Below are 24,178 nucleotides of genomic sequence, written 5' to 3' on the forward strand. Positions count from 1 at the left end.
CGTTACCCCGGTATGAATTGAATGGTTGTTTCCGGCAAAGTTGCAACATACACATCCATCCCAACCTGACTCAGCGCCAAGCGAGGGCACTGCTGTATTTGTTGCAACCCGTCCTGATTCAGGCCATACATGCCCAGCATAACCGCCTGCTGATCCACCCAGCGGACGAGCGTGCCCGAGTAATCGCGAACGGTGTCCGGCACCCGGAAAAGGAACAGTGTATTGCCATGATAGTCTTTGACGGTGAGCGGTTGGCTGTCGCCACTTTTAGTCGGAACTTCATCAGCCCCGACCGTGACCTGAATGGCGTCATCACTGACTTTGCCCTTCAATAACACGCCCACAACGCGAATCTCAGAATCAAACACAGTCTGAACCCAGCCTTTCACCGACTGACGGTCCATACTCAAGACCGTGTTGTTTGCCAGCATATCGCTGACTTTGACATGTCCGATGCTGCCGGTTGCAGAGGTAATCTGACGACTGTTCTGCACCCGAACCAGACACCCGTCCCCCAGAGTCCAGTTGCCGGAGACTTTGGACAACTGCGAGCCCACCTGCCAGCCGACCGCATCCGACAAAGATCCGTCACTAACCCCCTGAACCACAACCCGAGCGGTCTCTTTCGGCAACGTGTGGTCTCCCGCTGCCGGACACACATCAAATCCCAGCAGGCTACCATAGGTATCAAAGCTGACGATCAGCACCGCCAGATTGCCAGCTGCATGTACCCGCAGGGACTGCGCCGGATCGGTTTTCACCACCAGCGTAGTACCTTCATACAACCGATGGACTGACGCGGTGGCTGAACCCTGACTTTTCAAACAACTGGTGGCTGAAACCCCGGCACCGGACACCTGCCAGTGACCTTTCGACTTACTTCGGAGAGTCGCCAGCGCCTGACTGGCTCGCACTGATTTGGCCGGCACCTGATAAGCCTGCAATTGCGCAATCACCGTCGGCGCAGTGACTGACATCGTCTCGGTGGCGGGCGCAGCAGACTGAAGGTGAGTCTGAGCAGCAATGGGGTTGCCCGCTTCAGGCACCCCGTTATTTTGATAGATGCCGATTTTCGCCAGCACCGGAAAATCCTGCAAAATCTGACTGACCGAGGCCGCCATCACACTCAGTCCGGGACTGAGCGGCGCGTCAATACCTGAGGCTTGCAAAGCTTGATAGATGTCATTTCTGGCCGTGACCACAACTGCCGCCATCAGGGTTTCCCGGATCACCGTAAACGCCTGTTGCTGCCGGCTCTCCGGATACAGAGCTGCCGCTGGAATCTTGGGCGTAAAGGCAAACGGCAGGCGTTTGGTGTCACCGCTGACATACGCCAGATTCTCTAGCGGGAAGGTGGGGATTACAGTATCGTAGATGTACTGACTGGCATTGAGCACCAGACCAAAAAGTACGTTTTCGATCAGCATCGTCTTCGGATCCGGCGCAACATTGAGATTCAGTGCGCTACGCGCCCATAACGCTGACGGAGCGCCGTTGTTGGCACCGGTCAGCGCAATGTTTCGCTCTTTCAGGTCGATCTCGGTACCGGATGAATCGGTCAGGGTGACAGTCATCGGCGAGGAGAGCGTGTCCTCTTTCCCCATCGGTCGGACACCGACTGCGACACTCCCGCTCAGTGTCGTGTCTGACTGTGTTACCGTCAGTTCACTGACCGGAATCGCAGACTCCACCGTAATTTGCCACGGAATCGGGTTCATCACCCAGGCACCGTCACCCTTCGCATCAGGGTTGGTATTGCTGTCTTGCTGCAAGCCTTTTTGAGCAGTCCACTTCACCACTTCCTGCGTTGCGGTCGCTGAGACGGCCGTCGCAGACAGCCGTGCCGACGTGACTACGTCAGTCGTCTGCCCACCGCTGCCTGAAGGCAGAAACTCTTGTTCAAACGCCGCCCAATCCAGCACCTGAGTACTGGGGTGATTATCCTGATTGCCAATCGGGATCGAAAAACGAATCACATACCAATCGACATCAACCGACCCAAACACCGGTGGCCCATGTAGTTTCAACTGGCAGCCGAGCTTGGCAACCAAACGAACAGAGACGCCGGCAATCGAGGTTTCAAATCCGGCATATACACTGACACCAATTCCCACATTAAAATAAAAAGGCTGCCACTGAAGTAAAAAGTTGGCATAGGCGTCCAGCCCGGCGACAAGCGGCCCGGCATCAAATGCCACAGTTAAATAGCCGCCGGACATAATTGCAGTCGGGCAAATTGCGAAGTAAGCGCCTCCGGTGATCGACACTTTGCCGACCGAGAAATCCAGCTTCCACTGAATACCCAGCCGCGGTACATCCGGATAATACACGGGTTTTTGAAACGCTGGGTGATACCCGCCCAGCGTTAACACAAAATCACCGGCCGGAATCAAGGTACCATCCGCCAGCGTGACGTCTTTAAACCACAGGTAGAAGGCAAACCCACCGGTAACTTTCACGCCTTGCGCCAGAACATAAGAATTCGGTGTGAGCTGCGCTTCCGCACTCACGTAGCCCGCATTGGGATTGATCGTAACTTTTAAGGCCAGCTCCATATATGCCAGCGCCAAATTCGGCTTGGCCTTCGGCGGTAACGTAGCGACCGACACGCCCAACAGATTGAATTCAAAGTCCTTGCCGAAACTTAAAAAGAGCAACGCCGTGGTATCAATGAGTTTGAAAGAAGAAAACTTCAGCCCTGCGGCAAACCAATACTGCCCCACCTGAGGTGTCACCACTTGATTCAGTTGCGTCAGGGCAGCCATCGGGTCTTCCCCTTCCGTGAAGGAACCATCAGCCACACCTTTGACCAGCGGGAAGTTCGCGACCTCTTCAATACTGGGGATCTCCAGCGACCGATTGTAGGCAAAACCAGCCGCGATACCCTCAATGAAGAAGGCGGGCACACCGCCCAAAGGCGCATTGAGCACCCCAAAGATAAACATTGAGGTGGCTTCTTGCCCATCGATCTGAATTTGGGCGTAGGAGCCTAACGCCCCAAGTGAAAACTTACCGGATGACACAATCCCGACCCCGGTGTAACTGACGATGCCATCGGTTTCTTCTTTCAGGAATCCGGCATCAATGGTCACACCACCGGTATAGTCAATGGCAAAGCCATCCAAATCGATGGTGTATTGGTTCCAGTCCGTCGGATGTGTCACCGGCACTCCGACGCGCAACCCTTGCATTGCCGCCGTCAGACCGGAGATTTCGAAACTGCCGGAGCTGAGAAAATCAAGTAACGGCGGCGTGTTCTCGCCTTCCCAGCCGATGCCGACATTGTCAATATAAAGCGGACCAAAACTGCGCTGCACCGGAATAATCACATCATGACCGTTGCCCATCGGGCTGCGCAGATTGACCCACAGCTTGTCGAGATAGCCGATGTCCACAGAAAACCGCGGATCCGTGGTACTGGTGTCGGTCTCCGCAGACGCGCTTTGCTTTTCGCCCGAACCCAGCACATTTTTAGCAATCGGGTTATTGCCACCGCCTTCTGAAATGAGTGTCGGGGCCAGTGAGATGCCCATTTCATCCAAGGTCAGGCCGACACCGAAAGTCATGTCAATGGAAGACGAACCTTGGAACTGCATCGCAAACAAGGCGCGCGGTTCAATCTGACCTAATTTAAACCGGCTCAGATCCACAATCGGCTGTGCATTTTGACCAACAATGTCAAAGCCGACATTGTTGAGCACCAGATTAAACTGTTCGAAAGCGACGGAGAAATCATCCCCGCTATGGCTGACCGGTACATACAGCCCAATCCCTTTATCCCCGAACGCAGGAGTGCCACTGCTACTCTGCGTGATCCAATCGGTATTCTCGGCACCAAGCTGGAAGACCAGATTAGGCACAGCTTTGAGCGTGAGATCCGGTGCCTGTAATAGCAGACCGTAATAGCCGTCCACATCGGTTTTCGGACCGAGGATAAGTTTGCCATTCTGACCGAATTCGAGCAGAGTCCAGGTTTTTTCCAACAGAGTAAACAGCAAACCGCCGAAGAAACTCTGAGCGGTGATCTGCGTCAGCTCATCAAACGATCGGAGCACATACAAATCCGATTGTTCTGCCACCACTTGGGTGGCGGTGAGTAACAGTACCGGCGTGATCTCTGTGCCTGAGTTGAAAGGCGTTTCCAGCCATGATTTCACGGTCTCCTGATTGAGAGTCAAGAGCGAGACATATCTGGGCAGCACATCTTTGATCACATCCATCAGCCAAGCCGTGACTTTGTCGCCGACATCGTCCCCACCGCCAAAAAACGCTGGCAGTAAGGTCACGGACAAAGCAGAGGCTTCCCCCGGTTTTTCCGGATCGGCCAGTGGATCAAACCGAAACTCAAACTGGTTATGTGTATAACTCAGGCTCAGTCCCGGGCCGTTGAGAGTTTCAATCGGTGCGATCATCTCCAGCCCAAAAGATGCTGTAAGTGTCTGGTCAGTCAGGCTGTAGGCCACCCCAGTCGGGGCAACCTGCATTTTCAGCAAAGGCACGTCCGGCAGGTCAAATCCGGCCCACACGCCAATCGCATTCGAGGAGTCATACCCGAACAGGAGCTTGAGCGGCAGAGTCTCGCTTGGGATGTACTGGATTTGTCCATCCACTGCTTCAATCGCATCTTCCGGCAACACCAGCGACAGCAACGCCACAATTGCCTGCGCGGTATGTGGTGCACCGGATTCGGAGAATCGTTCAGAGACCCAGTCAAACGCCGTCACCTCTAAGGTATTGAGCAAATCGGCCTGACTCTGACCTTCGGTTACTGCTGTAGTAAAGTCCTGTACTAAATGGTCCACCAGCGTTGAGACATCCGTTTGCTGGGCAAAGGTTTCCATCGCCCTGAAGAACTGACCGGCACTGGTGTCTGCGGCATATTTCGACTTCATCTGCGCAATCAGTTTGGGGATCACCTCCTGAATCACAACGACAGCCCCGGTCGCCAGTGCCTGTGTTGCCAGCGTGCCCCAACCAAGGAATGGCAAAAACTGCACACCGAGTCCGGTGGGTTGTTCCGGCGTGCCCTGAGACAGTTGCAACGCGAATGTTTTGTCAAACGCAATCCGAGTGAAGAAGCCATGGTCCAACGCCGCAATCGTCGCCTCCAGATCCAGTCCACCGGAAAACGCGGGTTGATACTGCTGATCAAGCGTGAGGCACAATTGTAAGTTTTTCAGTGCTGCCAGATGGTCCACAATCTCAATCTGATCAACGCCAATATTCAAGGTCGTTCGTTGATCCTGTCCGGACACCTGTACCTTGAAGTCAAACGGTAATCCACTGAGGGTAGCGCCCGAATCCGGTACCGGTGTGAGCTGTATGCCCTGATAAGACAAAGCAGGCAGGTCGCCAAGTAATGCCACCAGTTTAGCGGTGCTGAATTGCCCATTGTCCCCAAGCACTTCATCCGAGAGCAACCAGCCCAGCGGGTCAGTCAACAATCCCATCAAGGACGGCATTTGCCAGAGCCCATCCTCATTTTTTGCCAGACCAAGCCCGGTGAACAGCTTCTGAATCACTTCGTATTGGTCGAGTAATTCATCTTCAAAAACAGCATTGAGCAAAAGGTTGAGTGTATAAGCCGGGGCCAGATGAGCGACCTGATCGACAAACATATCCGACACAAAGGGATACAGCACCAGTGGCTCAGCCGCAGGTGTTAGGCCATTCCCCCAGACAAGCTGAATCGACAGATCCGGGGGTTGCAACTGCCCCTGCGCCATCCGCAATTGCAGTCGGGTGACCAGCGTCAGACCAAGCTTAGGCACGGCCGCATTCACCGCCAGGACAAGGGTCTGATCACTGAGGTTGAAGGTCAGCCCGCCATCGAGTTGCAGCAATCCGGCAATGTCAAATGCTTGCTCCGGCATCACGGTCAAACTGACCAAACCGTTTGCGGTGGTGCTGAACGTGAACTTGCCATAGGTTTGAGGCGTGATATTGCTTGAAATCTGGGCCGCCAGCGTCGTGACGGCATCGACATCAGTAAACAGGGCTTCAAATCTTGACGAAAGTCCCCGAACCGGGTTGCTGGCGATTTCCAGTAGTGCCTGCGGATTGAGAGGGTATCCCTGAGCCGCCGATCCGCAAATCTGTAACGCGGACAGGAACTGGTACGCAGGTACGGGCAACGTCGGCAACGTCACCCCGGTCACACTTTGGATAAAATCAAACAGTTCGCTGCGACTGGCCGGTTCGGTCAGCAGCCGGTTCAGATTGTCCTGCATATACCCGGTCGGATCGGCCAGCAGACCTTGCCAGCCACTGGCATTGATGCCGTAGGCCGCCTGTTCGGTGTCTCGGGTTAAAGTCAGGCCGAGTAAGGTCAGCAAGCGATACAGGGTTTGGAATTGCGTGTCGTCCGTCACACTGGTCAGTTGCACCGCTTCCTGAATGGCACCGTTGAGGAGAGCAAGAAAAGCCGACTCTAAGTTTAAGGCAAGCTCTCCGTTCATCAACATTTGCAGCGTAACGGTGTCCTGCGGGGGGCTCTCCCCCAGAGTGATATCCGTGAAGGACACCACTGGCTCAAATACCAGCGTGCTACTGACAATTCGGAGCGAAAAGCCCAACTGCACCGCCCCAGCGGAGCCGACACTGCCAAGATCAACCAGCTTGCCGTCGGGTCGAGACAAAGTGCCTACACATATTAAAGAGGGCAAACTGTCCAGAGAGGACAGATGCCGGGTCGCCATCGAATACTCAAACAGGTTAAGCCGGATATCCAGCGCAAAATCGACCTTGCTTTCACCCGTGCCGATGAGTTGAAATGTCTGTTGCCGCCCGAGACCCGCCCCAAGTAAATGCTGCGTCCGATCAGACCAGACGGGCAGATAAAACGCTGACTCGCCAATCGGGGTTTGCCACGGTTCGGTAAACGTACCTTGTCCGGCAATCGCAGGTGCCGCGGGCTGATCGGTCATGGCCCAAGCCAGTAACCCCAGAGTACTCCGGCTTTTTTCATCCGTACTCAGGAGTTGTTCAAGCTGCTGATTCAGATCCGGCCAGGGGGTATCAAAGCTGTGGAAAGGATAGGGTTCAAAACCGGACCAAGTCAGGCCACTGGTCGGAAAGACGGGGGAGGCCGACAAATCTGTGACCAAACCAAACGTACCGGCGAACCATAAACCCGTTTCAGACTGCGACCGCATCAACATGGCACCTAGTGCACTGATGAAAAATGGGCCGAATGTTTGCTGACTTTGTGTCACTAAATCCTGTAGAGAAGACTGATCACTGAAATTTAAATCACTGCCAAGGGCAGTAACCTGTCCGTCTACCACCAGCGCCGGTCCGTGAATGCACATCGACCAAGACCAGCCACCGGACTGCTGCCAGCACGCAGACAGTTGGGCCGAATCCACCTTGACTTGCATCCCGCCGACGGCGGGGGTTTCCAGCCCGTCCGGTAATGACAGTCTGGCCGTAGCCCCGGCAAACCAGTTTGCGACTGTCCCGATAGAATCCTGTCCGGTGCCGAACCGGATGGTCACGGCATCTATCTCTAATGCAGCAACAATCACGGTACTGTTAATCTTGATTTCCGGAGCAAGTGAGGCACCGAGTGTCAGAGCCCTCGCCGCGTCGTCATAGTATCCGGTTAGATACGCAGGCAGAGCCAAATCGGAAACCGAAATCCCCGCTTGCCATGGGTCACTTGAAGTGCCTGTCCCCGTAACGGTGACACCAGTTGTGTCCGTTGCCGATTTCAGCAATGTTGCCAGTGACTGCACGATGTAGGTAAATGCCTGCTTGCCGTCAATCAGCGGCTGATAGGTCAGCACATGGCTGTAATAATCGGCCCAAGCACCAATCGGATCGGCCAGAGCGTCCGCCATTCCGGCAGGTGAAAAAGGTGGGGTAAGTTGTTCGGGCCATTGTGAAGCCAACGCAACCGGCGCGTTCAGACCAATCATTGTGGCCAGACTATCTGACAGAGACTGATTATCGGTACCGAAATTCAGTAAAGATTGAAGCCCGGTACTCAGAGCTGCAGCCCCGGCATTAGCAAGCTGGCCGGGCGATAACAAGTTCAGGGTGTCGTAGTGGGTCTCTCCGATAATCACTTGATTCAGTTCAAACCAAGGCATCATCTGACCGGATATGCTCAGCGTCACCCCGCCTTGCAACGTGCCAATGCTGTACGCGATGTCATTGGACTCAAACGTCACCAATGGTGAGGCCAGCGTAGTATTTTGCAGGCAGAACTGCGCGGTTATCTGAATTGCGTCAGACAGGCCGGGGGCAGGCCCGGTCAGTTGCAGGTTGACCAGTTCCGCTCTGGCTTGCAGGACAAATGCCATGTCGGCACCTTGCAAGGGAATCGGCGTTCCGGAGAAATCGATCCCAAAATACAACGCGCGCGCGCTCTGTCCGGTGACGTCTGTCCCCAGAGTGCATTGCAAGGTGCCGATGCTGTCAACTTCCAGTGCCGTGATCCGGAAAGGATCGGTGCGTGTCCCTGATCCGATCACCTGAGGCCGGTTGAATAAAAATCCGGAAAAACAGGAGAGCCAGGTTTTTAACACCTCATGGTCTGAGGCAATAGCATTAAACCAGTCTAAGAAAAGCTGTCCGGCCTGTCCCTGCCGGGCTGCGCTCAATAAGTCATACCATTTTAAAAGCGGAATCGTGGCCTGCGGTGCGCCTTCAACGTCCGGAACACGTCCGCTTAAACCAAACAGTGGCGGGAAGTAGGCGATATTGTCTTTCGCATTCGGGAACACCTCACTCAGTCCACCGACAAACAGACTCGCCACCGTGTCCATAATCTGTTCAGCTGTGATGGCTTCTAAATCCGCCAGCGAGCGATTGCTGGGTGTCGTTTCTCCCGCCAGTTGTAAACCAACAATTTCAACCCCCAGAGAGAAGGGATCAGGCACCGCAAAATCGGTATTGAGATTGATTTTGACACCATTGAACTGAATATCATTGATATCAATCATAGGCTTGTCTGGATCGGCTCCGGTCACGGACGCACCGGCCACAATCGGAAATCCCGGTGTCACAAAGGTGATTTTGATTGGGTCATCCGCCTTCGGGTCAATCGCAACAAACGGCATGACACCCCAGACGGCTGCCTGTAAAGTCGCGGGCGTGCCGAAAGACCAGTCATGATAGACGCCCAGAGCAAAAACGGTAGCACTCCCTACCTGATATAACACGACATTGACGCCCGTCTGTACATCCTGTCCCGCTTTTTCATACCGAATCGGATACCAGTTCCCCAACAACGCCGGATTCTGAATGGGAATACCGAATGCATTGCCGCCAATCTCGCCCAGCAGGGCCTCAAACAAGGCATTGAATTCTTCAGGATGATTGACGATTCCGGCTTTGGTTTGGGTGTAGGGATCGGTAAACCATTCCGGCACCAGCGCAAAGCGCTCCTCCCCCTGACTTTCTAAGAGGCCAACTAGCACCCCCAAACTGGATAAAATCGGATCAATGCCAGAAAAACTCACCGGAGCAGTCTGCGGTTCGAATGCCCGATTGACAGGATTTATCTGGTTCATATGCTTCAACTCTTAGGTTGGGGTCGGCTCGGATCAAGCAACAACAAATAGCGACTCAGTGAATGTTGGGTGTTGTCATGTGTGTCCAGACTCCCTAACAGCGCCACGGTGTTCTCTACCGGGTTCCAGTAGGGCTGATCCTGCAAGGCAGTTGCGACATCATCTCCGGGCCGGAGCACCTGATAACTGACCGCACCAAATTTTTGCTGGAACTTGTTCGCCAGATTGACACTGGCAAAATAACTGGCACCGAACGTATAGAGCTTAGCCACAGTCAACGATGATGTATTCTCAGACGAAGGATTGAAGGCAATATCGGCGGCCATCGCATTTGCCAGCGCCCCGCCAAAACCGTGTCCGATGAGATACAGTGACTTCTCTGCCCTTGTTTTGTCCGATAACAGTGTCTGAAGATAAGTCTTAATTTTCGACACCAGAGATGCTTCACCTTTACTTGGTGGGGTGTAAAGAACCTCATGAACCCCAGCGGTAATGATGTCGCTGTAAGGGGTGGTGGCAGTGGTGCTGTACGCATCCATCATCAAGAATTCCTGATAGGTCAGACTGCCTCTGAAAGCCAGCATCAGCGTATTGCTGGTTTCAAAAACCGCTGCAATATAAGGCGATTCACCCAGATCAAATGAATAAATCAGGCTCGGTGGGTTTGGGTTATCCGGGTTCTGTGCCTGCCGATACAACTGGGCGACTAACTCGCCCAGATTAAAAGCCAGAGTCTGACTAAATCCAGCGGGCGGATTCGGGATCACGGTGGCGGTTGCCGGGAAGGTTTTCGGCGAGCCGCCCAACGCTGCCAGATAAAAATTCGTATCCCGAACTTGCCAGGGAGTGTCATACGGCTTAGGGACTGAGGCCGGAACATATACCACCTCACCAAGTGGGGAGAATGTCTCCGCTGCCGGCAAAGAGGTGGGCACATCAGTCACGGGCCGGTCAGGAAAAGGATCGACGGTCAAAACCAGCGAACCGGCCCGGAAATTATATGCCCCCGTGACAGTCTGGTTGTAATAGGTGGCAAATGTGCTGTTGGCAAAATTCCCCGTGCTGAACACATAACTGCTTGGTTGGGTGCTCCAAGGGAGCAGCTGTTGCTCCGGGCCCTTGTGTTCCGGCCGGAAATCCAGCGCCACAATCTGCGCTAAAGGCCCACCCAATCCCATGCCGGTGATATAGAAAGGTTTGCCGGCCGCTCCGGTATTTTCTAAAGATGTTAATAACTGCCAGACCACCGGCCGCAGCCAGACATAGGCTGAGGTGTACATTGAAAAAATGACTGCATCTTCAGGGGCTGAACCTGCCACCGCCTCAGGCAAACCATCTTTCGCCTTAGGCTCAAATCCAGCCGTGTACATCCCTAACATATGAGACCACGGCACCCCAATGGACAAACAAGCGACCACCTCGTCTCCTACATTGCCAAAGGCAAGTAATACCTGAATCTTACCTAAAGAAGAGGTAAACACAGTTTTGGTGGTGAGCGTCTTCCAAGTTGCCGGTAAACTGGGAACGGTACTTAAGCCGGATTCAACCGTAACACCCGCCAGTTGAACCATGATTTGTTCGTATGACTGCTGTTTTGTACTCATGCCTGCCTCCTTCGATGCAAGGCGTTCTGTTGCCGGAATAGTCAGCAACAGCCTGAGGTCAGACAGGTGTGATATGGCTGTTCGTCCAGTACAGCTTTATTCGTACTTTTTATTCGGTACGGTCAGCCGACCCGGAAAGAGGCTGATAACACCTATCAGTAAAAGCGTGAGAGGAAAATCACGGTGCAGTGTGCCTCAACCTCACACAGTACGGTTGGCACACCACTCCAAGGCACACTCTCAGTTAGTAGTTATTGCTGGGAATCGGTTAGTTATTGCTGGGAATCGCTTTGATCACTCCGGGTGCACCGGGTTTACCCGGTGCGCCGCCTTTACCGGGATCCCCGGATGTATGGCCTTTTCCTGGCGCCCCACCACTGCCTTGCTCGCCACCATTGGTGGTACTATAGGTTGGTTCAATTGAAGGTTTAGGTTGGCTCTTATCGTAATAAAAATAGATCTGCGCCCCATTGCCACCATTGCCACCGTTACCACCCGCGCCGCCACTACCGCCATCGCCTTCAGAACCGCTTTTGGCATCCGGGCAAGGGCCCGGATTATGACCCGCCTCACCACCTTTGCCACCATTACCACCGGCCCCTCCATTACCACCGGCCTGACCTTCCTGTGCACCGGAATGGATGCTGATATTGCCGGACGCCCTGTTAATCATGCAGTACAAAATCGGGCCATGGGCTCCGTGCGTACCGTTGTCACCGGGAGCACCATTCCCGCCATTGCCCCCTTTCCCCCCATTACCCGGGGCAGTTTTGCAGTGGCTGGCACATTTGGCCCCCGGACTACCCTGCTGACCCTGATGGCCATCATTGCCCGCTTTCCCGTTGGCGGCTTTTACTGGGTTCAGTGTCGGCATCGACAGATTAATCGTGTACGAACCACTGGGTTGCGATCCTTGCTGGTTTAGGTTCTGGCAGTTTAGGTAAGCCTGCCCGGATGATTTCACTTGTCCGCCAGCTTCGATAGTGAGGGTGCCAAAATTGGTGGTGGTACCATTGCCCAATTCAAGGATTTCACCGCTTTTAACCGTATGGTCTGTCATGGCAAAGGCGGCCAGTGTCATCGGGAATTCATACTCCTGAAGTAACGCCAGATCACTGTCTGCGACTTTGCCCGTTTCCCCTGCAACACCACAATGCAACGCAGCTCTCAATTGCTGCCTGTGAGCGGCGGTCAGCCCCGTTTTCACTTCAGCAAGATCAAGTGCCGGAGGATAATTCAGATGTGAGTCATCGTCTGTCTTCGGCAATGAGACAAGCGCTTTCAGCTCAGCGAGGTTGGCAACAGTAATCATTTTCGGAGGGACGGACGAGACTTGAGGATCTTTAGAAAATGTAATCTTTTGAGGTGTGTGTGCCGGTAATTGAGACAAACTTTCAGCAGTAAAACCAAAGCGTCGATTATTGGCATCAAAATCCATTTGCTGTTGTTTTGATAATTGCATAATACGTTCCTGATATTATTTCATTTCAATCAACAGCAAATAATTCACATAAAACATAGATTATTTATGATTAATATTTTCCATGAGTAACGATGAATTATCATTCACCGTGTTGAACAGTATTTTTGATAAAGCCAGTTTAATAAGTTAATTCAACCTTACCGCTCTCAATTTCACCACCATAGTTCCCATCTGCTAATTGGTATTCGTGAGTCGGTTGGATCAATTTTTTGAGTTCAGCATAGCCTGCTTTGGTTCGGTCATCGCTCTCCCACAGGCTCAGGCAGCCGATGAGTAACACATCGCTACTATCATAATTTTCAGTTGTTAAACAGTTTTTTACAGTTTGTGCTGCCGTCTTATCAAACCATTCTTCATCTTTAGACATCATCACCAGATGGATCCCGATAACTTCAGACTTATCCTTTTTCTTGGCAAGAATTCCGATGCAAGAAGTGAATGCCGTAAACTGCACTTTACCGGCACTGCTATATTCTTGCTCTTTAATTTTCATCACATCACTGGTCTCAGTTAATGTATATGACATGAGAGCTTCCTCATTTCAGCTGGTCTAAAAATACATAAGGCATATTACTAAACATAAATAACCATGGATCACTAATATTTAAAGTCACTAATATTTAAATTAATGTAAATTTATTGCAATCCCATGGTTAAATATTAGGCAATTACACTTGTATTGCAAGTATGCGTTATTCATTTTTGAATAAATTTATTTAATAGATTAAATAGTCAATTAAACTAACTGTAAATTATAAGAATTCATATTGAATAGAAAAATTCACCAATGGAATCCGTTGCAGCTACCGTATGGGGATTGATATTGTTCGAAGGACTAAGACAAGGTCATGATTGGTGTCATCGAGCACGTCTTTGATAAGTTCAAAACCAAAGATCACCATGAAGTGGTATTAAATTATCTGGCCTGAATCCATCACGAAAAATCAACAGCCCCTAGCCTCATGCCAGCAATACTATGCTGGCATTCCTTTGAGCACAACCAATTATATTCACTCCAATTAGCCTGACACCGTATTCAATATTTACCTTCAAATGCGAGAGGCCACACTGGTATCAAACTTAAACAAACGAGCCGGGTTTTCATCAAGTATTGAATCAAGGCACTGGTGATTGGTCCATTGTGCTAATTGCGTTAAACAATTTTGATAGCTGCGGCCCGCTTCATGTTGTGTCCACGGATAATCACTCCCCCACACTAATCGGTCAGGCCTGTGATTGAGTAAGGCAGTTGCTAAAGGAATGGGCGCTGCCGCAAACCGATATTCCCCTGATAATTTCACCCACAGTTTTCCGCTGTTCAGGTGGTTAAGAACTGCCTGAAAACCGGCTGAACGATTAGAATCAGGGCGACCGAAATGATCGACGACGACTGTAACACCTGTTTGCATGAGCGCAGGTAATAACTCGACCCAGTGATCATTGTGAGACTGGATTTCAAGATGACAGTCAAACTTGTTCAGCAATTGAATTAAATGCCGGTGCTCTTGTACCAGTTGCTCGCCAGAGACAGCAGAACCAATGATATTCAGCCGGACACCGGTCACACCTTTTGCCACCATTTGTGAAAGATCAGCTTCTTGAATGTTTCGGTCTACCACAACCACCCCTCTGAATATTTCGGGGTTGCATTCCAGCTGCTGTAACAAATAACGATTATCGGTACCGAGAAAACTAGGTTGCACCAATACGGCACGGTTCACACCTGCCGCATTCATCTGTGCCAATAAATCCTCAGAACTGCGTGAATAAGCTGGCGTATAACGGCGCACTGGGGTGAGCGGACACTTATCACTCCACACATGGGTATGAGAATCAATCACCAGACTCATTCTTGGTTCACCTCACAAAAATTAAAATAACTAATACAAGTCCTATAGAGGAGTATATCTTTATGTGAAATTTATGTAAACTAAATGTAATGTGAAAGAATAAAAGTAATCGATATGAGTGTTTCTCTAGATACAAGACTGGCGCGCTACCTACAAATCAGTGACCAATTGCACCAGCGTATTCTCAATGGCGAGTGGCAGCCGGGCGATGCAATTCCGGCTGAATCGCAGTTATCTACTGAATATGGTGTGGCTCTAGGCACCATGCGTAAGGCCATTCAACAACTGATGAAAAACGGCCTGCTGGAACGCCGTCACGGTGTCGGAACCTTTGTGCGCCGCGCGGATTTCAATATGTCGCTGTTCCGGTTTTTCAGGTTTAGTGACGACAGTGGCGAACGCATTATTCCGGAAGGGAAAATTCTGGATATACAGAAAGTGAAACCCTGCACCGAAATTGCCGCCAAGCTTCGTCTGCCCCCGGATAGTTCCGCAGTGCATATCAATCGTTTACGTATTTGGAAAGGCAATCCGGTCCTCATCGAAGATATCTGGCTTCCCCTGCCAAAATTTGAGCCACTTCTGGCAATTTCTCCGACAGAATTTCCAAATTTACTGTATCCGTTTTACGAAACCTTGTGTGGCGCTGCCATTGTGTCAGCAAAAGAAGAACTGATGGTTGAAAAGGTCAGTACCGAAAATGCACAAGCATTGGGCTTGCAGGCCGGTGAACCGGTCATCGTCATAGAACGAACGACTGTCGATATTTCGGGTAATACCGTTGAATGGCGTAGCAGCCGAGGAGCGGCAGAAAAATTCCGCTATCAAATCAATATATTTTAACGAGAACGTAAGAGGTCACCTATGAAACTGAATCATTTTCTGGTTGGAACAGCAACGATTGTTGCCTCCTTTTCCGTAGCCGCGAATCCTGTCGAAGTTCGTATTGCCAGCCACGTATCAGCGTTATCGCCTTTGTATCAACAAAGTCAACTGTTTGCCAGTGAAGTAGAAAAGCGTCTTCCCGGTCAGTTTGAATTTAAACTTTATCCCTCAGGGCAACTAGGAACAGAGAAAGCATTAATCACCAATGTCAAAGCAGGGGCGATTGAAATGATTAGTGTGGCCTCTGGCGTACTGAAACTGGATAAGAAGTTAGGCATTTTTGATTTACCATGGCTATTTGACAGCCGTGAACACGTTGAAAGAGCAATGAGAGGCCCGTTGGGTCAGGCTGTTGAACAGCGTATTGAAGACAAAGCAGGCGTCAAAGTGCTCGGCATCTATGAGAACGGCTTCCGTCATATCCTGAATTCAGTCCGTGCCATAAAAACACCGAGTGATCTGAAAGGGCTGAAAATTCGAGTCTCGGGCGGAAAGCTGCGTCAGGACGTGTTCCGGAAGATCGGAGCAACGCCTCAAAGTGTGGCATGGAAAGAAACATTTACAGCGTTGCAGACTCACGTTGTTGATGGTGCAGAAGCAGCAACATATGGCTTCTATGAGCAAAAGCAATATGAAGTGGCAGGCTACTTCAGCGAAACAAGTCATGTCTATACTCCAAGTTTTCTGATTGCATCGAAAAACTTTTGGAACAGCCTGACCGACGAGCAACGCAAAGTGTTTGCAGAAGTCGGTCACGATATTACTCAACAAACCTATGCTGATGCGGCAGCGCTGGAGCAAAAATATCTGAATGAGATGGGTAAGCTCACCAAAATTAACAAAGTTGATTTGACTCCATTCAAGCAAGCAACAACGTCTACCCGTGCAAAGTATGAAAAGAAATTTGGCAGTGACTGGCTGAATTTGATCGAACAAGCCCGGTAACAGAGGAAAAATACGATGTTCATGCGGATCTTAGATCGGGTGACGGCGTTGGTTGCCGGGATAACCCTGATCGCCTCAACCCTGCTCATTATTATCAATGTAGCCAATCGCTACCTTGTTCAAGGGGGGCTATACAAACTGGCTGAGCATCATATTTTGCCCGGTTTGTACCAATTTTTTGACCAATATTTGTCTCCGCTCAGTGCTATGGCGGATGAAGTACCGGGTCTGTTGCTGGTCTGGGTTGCATTTTTGGGCGCTTATCTTGCGATGCGTGACGGAGGCCATATCGCCTTTGACATGTTGTTGGACAAACTGCCACAAAAGGCTCGTCAAAAGCTCACACTCCTTAGCGATCTCCTTGTCGGTGCGTTTTTGGTCATGCTGTTTTATCAAGCATGCCGAATGATTATGGTGGACGGCACGACAGAAATTGAAACGGCTGAAATCGGTCAAGGGTGGTTTATGTCGGTATTGGTCATTTTCTCAGTCCTCATGCTGATTGCCACAGCTGACCAAATAATCAAAAAAATGAAGGAGTATTAAACATGATATGGGTTGTGTTGGGCATCCTTTGTCTTTTGATTATGGCTGGCGTGCCAGTTGGTTTCACGCTGATGATTACTGCGACAATCTGTATGCTGATGACTGGCATCGATTTAATCATGGTTCCGATTCAGATGTTCTCCGGAACGAATAGTGTCGTGCTACTGGCCATCCCGTTGTTTATTTTTATGGGAGAGTTGATGGGCGCAACATCAATATCCGAACGGATCATTAATCTGGCATCTTCGATGGTAGGCTGGATGCGAGGTGGTCTGGGCCACATCAACGTGTTGACATCGATGTTCATGGCTGAAATGAGCGGTTCCGCAGTTGCCGATGCAGCGGTGATGAGCAAGGTTTTTGTGCCACAAATGGAGCGCAAAGGCTTTCCGAAGGAGTTTGCTGCGGCGGTGACCGCGACCAGTGCGACGCTGGGCATTATTATTCCACCGTCTATCCCGATGGTGCTATATGGCGTCACATCAAATCAATCAATCAAAGATCTGTTCATTGCCGGGATTGTACCGGGCATTATTCTTGGTCTGGCATTTATGGTGGTGATCTATATTTTCGCCTATAAGGAAAATCACCCGGTAGACTCAGCATTTCGATTCTCTCACCTTGTGGCAGCATTTACCGCAGCTATCGTGCCATTAATGATTCCGGTTATTGTGGTCGGAGGCCTCATCATGGGGTTGGTAACCCCCACAGAAGCAGCGGCTGTAGGCGTGATTGCAGCATTGTTTTTCGGAACCATCCTCAAAAACGATCTGACTTGGAAAAAATTAGGCACCATCATTAACGCAACCGTGAAACAAACTTCGCTGGTTATGATGATCATTGCAGGTTCAGCAGTCCTTGGACAGTTTTTGGCGAATGAGCAGTTACCTCAGCTCATCGCTAAATCAATCGGTTCAGTCAGTGATGAGCCTTGGGTATTGCTGCTAGTGATCAATGTCTTCCTGCTGTTGTTAGGCATGGTGTTACACGCCTCTGCGGCAATCATTGTGGTTGTACCGATGTTATTGCCTTTGGCGCATCAAATCGGTGTCGATCCGATACACTTCGGTGTAATTGTCTGTCTGAATCTGGGGATCGGTCAGCAAACACCGCCGGTTGCATCAGTTTTGCTGGCAGTTTGTTCAACCACAGGAATCAAAGTCAATGAAGTGATGCGGTATGGTAAGTGGTTCATTCTGGCGATGTTTGTCACCTTAATGATTGTCTCGTTTGTGCCTGCTACGGCACTATGGTTTCGTTAATACGGTTTCGCTAAACTGAAACGAGAGACAGCTTCTCAGGTCGATTAAATTATTCGGCTTTCGTTTATAAAAATGCCAGCCTGACGGCTGGCATTTTCATCTGAATCGTTTCATCACAAATCAAACAATAAACTGATTCAACAGTTTTTCCTGCTGGTGAACTTTATCAACCTGTTGCCGGGTTGCATGACTTGCCCCTTTGGCAGAGTCTGCAACTTCACCACTGATATCTTTAATTTTCACCATGTTATTGTTAATTTCTTCAGCGACCAGACTTTGCTCTTCTGCGGCTGAAGCAATCTGGATATTCATGTCACTAATCTGCTGAATGGCTTGACTGATACGCTGTAGCGCCTGATTGGCTACATGGGACTTATCAACGGCTTCAGCCGCTTTACCTTTACTCTCGCCCATCGCAGCAGACACTGAAGATGCACCGGATTGCAACTGCTCAATCATGGTACGAATCTCTGTTGTTGATTTCTGCGTTCTCTGTGCCAAGGTTCGTACTTCATCAGCCACCACAGCAAAGCCGCGTCCGGATTCTCCGGCTCTGGCTGCCTCAATCGCAGCATTCAATGCCAACAGATTGGTTTGATCCGCAATTTCATTAATGACTTCCAGAATTGTTTCGATATTCGCCGTTGCGGACTCTAATTGAATAACTTCTTCAACGGCTTGATCAATTCTTGCTGAAAGTTCATTAATCGCCTGAGTTGTATAACTGACAACCTCAGCCCCTTCATGCGATGCATCATCTGCTTCTTTTGCCGCCGACGCTGCATTTTGTGCATTATGAGCAACTTCAGACGCGGTCGCAGCCATCTCATTCATCGCTGTTGCAAGCTGGTCAACTTCCAGCATTTGGGATTGCATTCCTTCAGCGGAGTTGCTCGAATGATCGGCAATAGTCTTGATACCATCGAGAATATCACGACTAATTTCTTTCGACTGACTGATTTGATGCTGGAGCTTTTCGGTAAACTGGTTGAAACCGATCGCTAACATCGCAAATTCCTGATCCAAATCTGTTTCCAGTCGTTTGGTCAAATCCCCCTCACCGGAAGCGATATCATCAATCGCAGTATTGAGAATACCGAGCGGACGAATCAGTCGTTTAATCAGCAGAGTGAGTAAAATCAAGCTGATAATGACACCGACCAATGTATAGATAATAGAGCTGTTTCTTAATGAAGAAAGTGTACTAAAAGCGATAGATTCATCAATCACAGCACCGACATACCAATGCTCACTCGGCACCTCAGTGAAGTTAATCAGGTAGTTTTTACCATTAATTTCCACATGCTGCATACCGGTTTTCAATTCGGCACCGGGTAGATACTCGGTAAATTTCTTACCATTGTAATCCCGATTAGGGTGTGCAATGGTTTCCCCTTTTTCCGTCACGATAAACAGGTGGCCGGCATCAAAAAGGTTTACGGAATTGACCACATTTGAGAGACCGGAGAGGTCCAGATCATAATACATCCCTCCGACCCACTGACCATCTTTATAAACAGGTGTCGCGATAGAGATAATGATTTTCTTCGATGTGAAGTCTATGTAAGGTTCGGTAACGAACATTTCCCCTTGTTTTTTAACATCAATGTACCAAGGGCGTTTCCGTGGGTCATAATCTGGTGTTGGCTCCCAGCTATCATCGTTTTCGATCACTGCCCCATCATCTGCATATCCCAATCCGACAGCGACAAAACCTGATTTGAGTGTCGGGGTTTCCAACACATTCTTAACATAATCCCGATTATTGGGATCTAATTGAATAATTTCTGTCACCGAATGAGCTGTCGCTTCTTTCGCCTGCATATCGGTTGTGATGCTGTTCTTCACACCTGACACCAACTCTTGCAAGCTACTGTAAACCAACGACTCAAAACTACTTCTAACCGTTCTTAATTGTTGCAAAGACAGCAACAAAATCGTCACGATTAAGAGTAGCGATGACGCTGCTACTATCTTTTGGCTAAACCTCATAGCAAACCTCTCTGACATCACAATAAAAACCCACACTTATCAACGCGACAAATGTGAAAATAAACCTTAAATATACAAGAAAAGAGTTTCTTCATTATGAATTATTATCAATATAAATGCCGAATTTATGATGCAGTTTGCGAAGGCTCATCCTCAATTTCACCTGAAGGTAAAGCATGCCAAACTGCTTTCACTAAAGTCGCCAGCGGGATGGCAAAAAACACACCCCAAAATCCCCACATCCCACCGAAAACCAGTACCGCAACAATAATGGCAACCGGATGAAGATTAACCGCCTCAGAAAACAAAACCGGTACGAGCACATTACCGTCAAGCGTCTGAATAATACCGTACACGACTAATAACCAATAAAACGGGGGGGTAAATCCCCACTGAAAAATACCAACGATTGCAACCGGAATCGTCACGGCTGCAGCACCGATATAAGGAATGAGGACAGAGAAACCGACAGCCACCGCTAATAATACAGAATACCGTAAATCCAGAATGGCGAACGCAATGTAACTCACACCCCCGACAATCAGGATCTCCAACACTTTGCCACGAATATAGTTCGAAATTTGCTCATTCATTTCGAGCCAGACTTTAGTAACCAGTTTCCGGTTTCTGGGCATAATATTACTGGCCGTTTTGAGCATTTCCCCTTTATCTTTCAGGAGAAAGAAAATCAGCAGTGGCACTAAGATCAAATACACCGCCAATGTGGCGATACTCACCAGAGAAGCCAGCGATCCTTTCACCACACTTTCACCAAAATGCAGTGCCTGATTCTTAATGTTATCCATCATCGGTTCAACAATCGCCAGATCAGCCAGCTCGGGATATTTCTCCGGCAAAGTATTGATCAAGTGTTGTAATTGGCTATACATTCCCGGAATATCATTAATCAGATTACTGACTTGGTTCCAAATCGTTGGAATTAATACAAATACGGCAACCAACATCAAACTGACGAACACCGCAATGACCAGAACGACACTCAGCGTTCTTGGGATCCCTAGCCGAGCCATCTGGATAATCGGCCACTCCAACAGATAAGCTAAAACAATTGCAACCAGAAGCGGAGCGATTAAATGCCCCATAAAATAGATAATCAGAAACCCGAAGAATAACATTGCAAAAAGACTAACGGCATGAGGGTCGGAAAAGCGCCGTTTGTACCACCGATTCAACATATCGAACATGTCATAACGTCCTTTTATCACTTGAAGTTGAGATTAATCATCGAATTGATTGCATTCCACGGATATATGCACACAGACTAATGAAGTCTGAAAATATTCTAAGCTGTTTTTTTATTGATATTGTCAGGCATAAGAAAACTGGCTTTATCTCCGAAACATAGCGTTCTGACATTGATGTCGAGCCATAAAACAAAGAAGATAAGTCTGCACTATTTGTGTCAATCGGGGGGAAACAGTGTTTCATGCTTTCACTTGATGCTTACTACAGGCCTGTTATTGTATAGTGTTTTACAACGTATGCCACCGTTAATCATGCCGTGAAATAGGAAACTCGATCGCACAAAGTCAATCTGCTGTCTATATCGCTAAGCCGGGGAACCCAATAACGGAAGAAAAGTCCTATCTTCAGGACTACAAAGGAAAAATAGTATTAATATGATGAGTCTACGAATCCGAAGTTTACTCTGTTCATGTCTGTCTGCGTCGATGTTGCTCTCTGCATCTGTATTGGCTGATACCAATGACCTTCCTGATATCGGCACGGTTGCCGGTGCAACACTGAGTATCGATCAGGAAGAACAATACGGAGACGCTTACATGCGAATTCTCCGGAGCAGACAACCGATTATCAATGACCCGGTGTTAAATGAATATATCAATACACTGGGACATCGCTTGGTTTCTCATGCCAATGATGTGAAGACACCCTTTACTTTCTTCCTGATCCGTAACCGTGAAATCAATGCGTTTGCTTTCTTTGGCGGCCACGTTGCGCTGCACTCAGGGCTGTTTTTACACACCCGAACCGAAAGTGAACTGGCCTCAGTCATGGCACATGAAATTGCCCATATCACCCAGCGCCATCTGGCCAGAAGCATGGAAGCAGAAGCAAAACGCTCTCCGGCAACCCTCGCTGCGCTTGCAGGCTCGCTACTGTTAGCCATTGCCGCCCCGGAAGCCGGGATTGCCGCGATCACAGCCACGACCGCAGGTTCTGTTCAGGGACAAATTAACTACACCCGGGCCAATGAAAAAGAAGCCGATCGTTTTGGTATTGAAACATTGGCAAAATCGGGATTTGACCCTTACGCAATGCCACGTTTTTTTGGCAAATTATCTGAAGAGTATCAATACTCCAGTCACCCGCCCGCCATGTTGCTGACTCACCCATTACCGGATAGCCGGATCACCGATAGCCGGGCGAGAGCACAACACTATAAACATCTGAATCTTCCTTATGCCAAAGACTATCAGTTAGCCCGCGTCAGAGTCGTCGTCCGTTACACGGGGATCGACGACAAAGCGGCACTGGATTGGTTACAACGCCAGCGGAAAAAGAACGCTCCGGTGATTCAGGCAGCTTGTGATTACGGAATGGCACTGGTCTATCTGGATAATAAACAGTACGATAAAGCGGCACCGATTCTGGAACGCCTGCTCAAAGCCGATCCGCAAAATAACTTCTATCTGGATGCAACATCTGATCTCTATATTGGACAAGACAAACCCAAGCAAGCAATTCAATTACTCGCACAGGCGCTGAAACAGTCGCCTCACAACTCAGTCCTGACGATTAACTACGCCAATGCGTTAATGGCGGCCAAACAATATCAACGGGCTGTACAGACACTACAACGCTACACTCACAATCATCCGGAAGATTCGAATGGCTGGTCTATACTCTCACAAGCCAGTAACCATATGGGAAATCAGCAGGAAGAATATGCAGCACGTGCTGAACTGTTTGCGCTGAAAGCAGACTGGGATCAGGCGATCCAGTATTATACCCGGGCCAGCCAACTCGCCAAGTTAGGTAGTTTGGAACAGGCTCGCTACGATGCAAGAATCGACCAACTTATCACCCAGCGGGAACAGTTTCTTGCTTTACAAAAATAATCCGTGAAGGAGTCATTATGTCAGTCGTCATTTATCATAATCCCAAATGTTCAAAAAGCCGGGAAACACTGGCCCTTTTAGAAAGTAAAGGGATTCAGCCTCAGGTGATCAAATATCTGGAAACCGAGCTCACACCGTCGCTTCTCAAAACGCTTTACGCTCAGCTCGGTGTCAGCCATGTCAGAGAGATGATGAGAACCAAAGAAAGTATTTATAAAGAGTTAGATTTAGGCCGCGAATCGCTCAGTGACGATGATCTATTTCAGGCGATGATCGACCATCCGAAGCTCATTGAACGCCCGATTGTCGTTGCCAATGGCAAGGCCCGTCACGGTCGCCCGCCTGAGCAGGTGCTCGATATTCTATGATCCGAATTGTTGTGCTCTACTACAGCCGTCATGGTTCTACTCAGGCTCTGGCGAGACAGATAGCCCGGGGAATCAATGCCGTTTCGGGCTGTGAGGCATTGCTGAGAACCGTCCCGGATATTCCACCGTCAGCAGAACCGCCATCAGATCCTTATCTGACATGTGATGAGTTAAAAAATTGTGACGGTTTGGCGATGGGCAGCCCGGTCTGGTTCGGCAATATGGCAGCGCCACTCAAGCACTTCTGGGATTCAACCACACCACTGTGGATCAGTGGTGCGCTGATCGATAAACCCGCATGTGTTTTTACCTCGTCATCATCGTTACACGGAGGACAGGAATCAACACTGCAAAGTATGCAATTGCCCTTACTTCATCACGGGATGCTCATTGTCGGCATCCCTTACAGTGAACCGGCACTGCATACCACGCAAAGCGGTGGCACACCATATGGAGCCAGCCATCTTGCCACAATACCGGGTCAACTGAGTGCAGAAGAAAAAACACTGGCACAACGACTTGGTCAGCGCCTTGCTTCATTATCGACTCGACTCACCCCTGCCGCTTCCACTTCAAATCGATAAATTACCGATACATAAAAAACAAGAGCCAAATGGCTCTTGT

Annotated in this window: 14 protein-coding genes; 7 read left to right on the forward strand and 7 right to left on the reverse strand. The window is 49.6% G+C overall.

The annotated features are described in order from the left end of the window. Positions 1-2: 2 nt before the first annotated feature. From VR7878_RS04990 to VR7878_RS05010, 5 genes are all read right to left on the reverse strand, one after another. Entirely contained in the window at positions 3-9,518 is a 9,516-nt protein-coding gene (locus VR7878_RS04990; protein ID WP_077333974.1) for a DUF6603 domain-containing protein, read from the reverse strand. A gap of 5 nt (positions 9,519-9,523) precedes the next feature. After that, the gene (locus VR7878_RS04995) at positions 9,524-11,122 is read right to left on the reverse strand and encodes a lipase family protein (protein ID WP_077333976.1); all 1,599 of its coding nucleotides are present in this window, start codon (positions 11,120-11,122) and stop codon (positions 9,524-9,526) included. Between the two features lie 268 nt (positions 11,123-11,390). Continuing rightward, positions 11,391-12,584, reverse strand: a complete 1,194-nt coding sequence (locus VR7878_RS05000) for a glycine-rich domain-containing protein (protein WP_077333978.1) — start codon at positions 12,582-12,584, stop codon at positions 11,391-11,393. 139 nt (positions 12,585-12,723) lie between these two features. Continuing rightward, positions 12,724-13,131 carry a hypothetical protein gene (locus tag VR7878_RS05005; RefSeq protein WP_077333980.1) on the reverse strand — a complete coding sequence of 136 codons (408 nt, stop codon included), beginning with the start codon at positions 13,129-13,131 and terminating at the stop codon, positions 12,724-12,726. Between the two features lie 523 nt (positions 13,132-13,654). Then, positions 13,655-14,455 carry an amidohydrolase family protein gene (locus VR7878_RS05010; RefSeq protein ID WP_077333982.1) on the reverse strand — a complete coding sequence of 267 codons (801 nt, stop codon included), beginning with the start codon at positions 14,453-14,455 and terminating at the stop codon, positions 13,655-13,657. 114 nt (positions 14,456-14,569) lie between these two features. Here VR7878_RS05010 and VR7878_RS05015 point away from each other — a divergent pair, with 114 nt between their 5' ends. The 4 genes from VR7878_RS05015 to VR7878_RS05030 are packed head-to-tail and all read left to right on the forward strand — an operon-like array spanning position 14,570 to position 18,093. Next, a complete protein-coding gene (locus VR7878_RS05015) occupies positions 14,570-15,298 on the forward strand; it encodes a GntR family transcriptional regulator (protein ID WP_077333984.1) in 729 nt (242 codons plus the stop codon). A 21-nt stretch (positions 15,299-15,319) separates the two neighbouring features. After that, positions 15,320-16,285, forward strand: a complete 966-nt coding sequence (locus tag VR7878_RS05020) for a TRAP transporter substrate-binding protein (protein WP_077333986.1) — start codon at positions 15,320-15,322, stop codon at positions 16,283-16,285. Positions 16,286-16,300: 15 nt separating this feature from the next. After that, a complete protein-coding gene (locus VR7878_RS05025; RefSeq protein ID WP_077333988.1) occupies positions 16,301-16,831 on the forward strand; it encodes a TRAP transporter small permease in 531 nt (176 codons plus the stop codon). Between the two features lie 2 nt (positions 16,832-16,833). After that, on the forward strand, positions 16,834-18,093 hold the full coding sequence (locus tag VR7878_RS05030) for a TRAP transporter large permease (RefSeq protein ID WP_077333990.1): 1,260 nt from the start codon (positions 16,834-16,836) through the stop codon (positions 18,091-18,093). 120 nt (positions 18,094-18,213) lie between these two features. Here the strand turns inward: VR7878_RS05030 and VR7878_RS05035 are convergent, their stop codons facing one another. Together VR7878_RS05035 and VR7878_RS05040 are read right to left on the reverse strand one after the other, a co-directional pair. Continuing rightward, positions 18,214-20,085 (reverse strand): methyl-accepting chemotaxis protein, encoded by a 1,872-nt coding sequence (locus VR7878_RS05035; RefSeq protein WP_077333992.1) that lies wholly within the window; start codon positions 20,083-20,085, stop codon positions 18,214-18,216. A gap of 125 nt (positions 20,086-20,210) precedes the next feature. After that, positions 20,211-21,290, reverse strand: coding sequence for an AI-2E family transporter (locus tag VR7878_RS05040; RefSeq protein WP_077333994.1), 1,080 nt, complete (start codon positions 21,288-21,290; stop codon positions 20,211-20,213). A 438-nt stretch (positions 21,291-21,728) separates the two neighbouring features. Here VR7878_RS05040 and bepA point away from each other — a divergent pair, with 438 nt between their 5' ends. Genes bepA through wrbA form a run of 3 tightly spaced genes read left to right on the forward strand, consistent with a single transcriptional unit; the run spans position 21,729 to position 24,138 of the window. Then, entirely contained in the window at positions 21,729-23,186 is a 1,458-nt protein-coding gene (gene bepA, locus VR7878_RS05045) for a beta-barrel assembly-enhancing protease (RefSeq protein WP_077334193.1), read from the forward strand. Positions 23,187-23,203: 17 nt separating this feature from the next. Further along, the gene (gene arsC, locus VR7878_RS05050) at positions 23,204-23,554 is read left to right on the forward strand and encodes an arsenate reductase (glutaredoxin) (RefSeq protein WP_077333996.1); all 351 of its coding nucleotides are present in this window, start codon (positions 23,204-23,206) and stop codon (positions 23,552-23,554) included. After that, positions 23,551-24,138: an NAD(P)H:quinone oxidoreductase gene (wrbA, locus tag VR7878_RS05055; protein ID WP_077333998.1), complete on the forward strand. Its 588-nt coding sequence runs from the start codon at positions 23,551-23,553 to the stop codon at positions 24,136-24,138. The genes arsC and wrbA overlap by 4 nt, the downstream gene beginning before the upstream one ends. Positions 24,139-24,178 lie beyond the last annotated feature (40 nt).

This window comes from Vibrio ruber DSM 16370 (assembly GCF_900163965.1).
In the GTDB taxonomy this organism is placed as follows: Bacteria; Pseudomonadota; Gammaproteobacteria; order Enterobacterales; family Vibrionaceae; genus Vibrio; species Vibrio ruber.

Bases quoted from the DNA above. Each gene is read 5' to 3' on its own strand.
- VR7878_RS05035 (WP_077333992.1), bottom strand. From the start codon at position 20,085: ATGAGGTTTAGCCAAAAGATAGTAGCAGCGTCATCGCTACTCTTAATC.
- VR7878_RS05015 (WP_077333984.1), top strand. From the start codon at position 14,570: ATGAGTGTTTCTCTAGATACAAGACTGGCGCGCTACCTACAAATCAGT.
- VR7878_RS05040 (WP_077333994.1), bottom strand. From the start codon at position 21,290: ATGTTCGATATGTTGAATCGGTGGTACAAACGGCGCTTTTCCGACCCT.
- VR7878_RS05020 (WP_077333986.1), top strand. From the start codon at position 15,320: ATGAAACTGAATCATTTTCTGGTTGGAACAGCAACGATTGTTGCCTCC.
- arsC (WP_077333996.1), top strand. From the start codon at position 23,204: ATGTCAGTCGTCATTTATCATAATCCCAAATGTTCAAAAAGCCGGGAA.
- VR7878_RS04990 (WP_077333974.1), bottom strand. From the start codon at position 9,518: ATGAACCAGATAAATCCTGTCAATCGGGCATTCGAACCGCAGACTGCT.
- wrbA (WP_077333998.1), top strand. From the start codon at position 23,551: ATGATCCGAATTGTTGTGCTCTACTACAGCCGTCATGGTTCTACTCAG.
- bepA (WP_077334193.1), top strand. From the start codon at position 21,729: ATGAGTCTACGAATCCGAAGTTTACTCTGTTCATGTCTGTCTGCGTCG.
- VR7878_RS05005 (WP_077333980.1), bottom strand. From the start codon at position 13,131: ATGTCATATACATTAACTGAGACCAGTGATGTGATGAAAATTAAAGAG.
- VR7878_RS04995 (WP_077333976.1), bottom strand. From the start codon at position 11,122: ATGAGTACAAAACAGCAGTCATACGAACAAATCATGGTTCAACTGGCG.
- VR7878_RS05000 (WP_077333978.1), bottom strand. From the start codon at position 12,584: ATGCAATTATCAAAACAACAGCAAATGGATTTTGATGCCAATAATCGA.
- VR7878_RS05010 (WP_077333982.1), bottom strand. From the start codon at position 14,455: ATGAGTCTGGTGATTGATTCTCATACCCATGTGTGGAGTGATAAGTGT.
- VR7878_RS05025 (WP_077333988.1), top strand. From the start codon at position 16,301: ATGTTCATGCGGATCTTAGATCGGGTGACGGCGTTGGTTGCCGGGATA.
- VR7878_RS05030 (WP_077333990.1), top strand. From the start codon at position 16,834: ATGATATGGGTTGTGTTGGGCATCCTTTGTCTTTTGATTATGGCTGGC.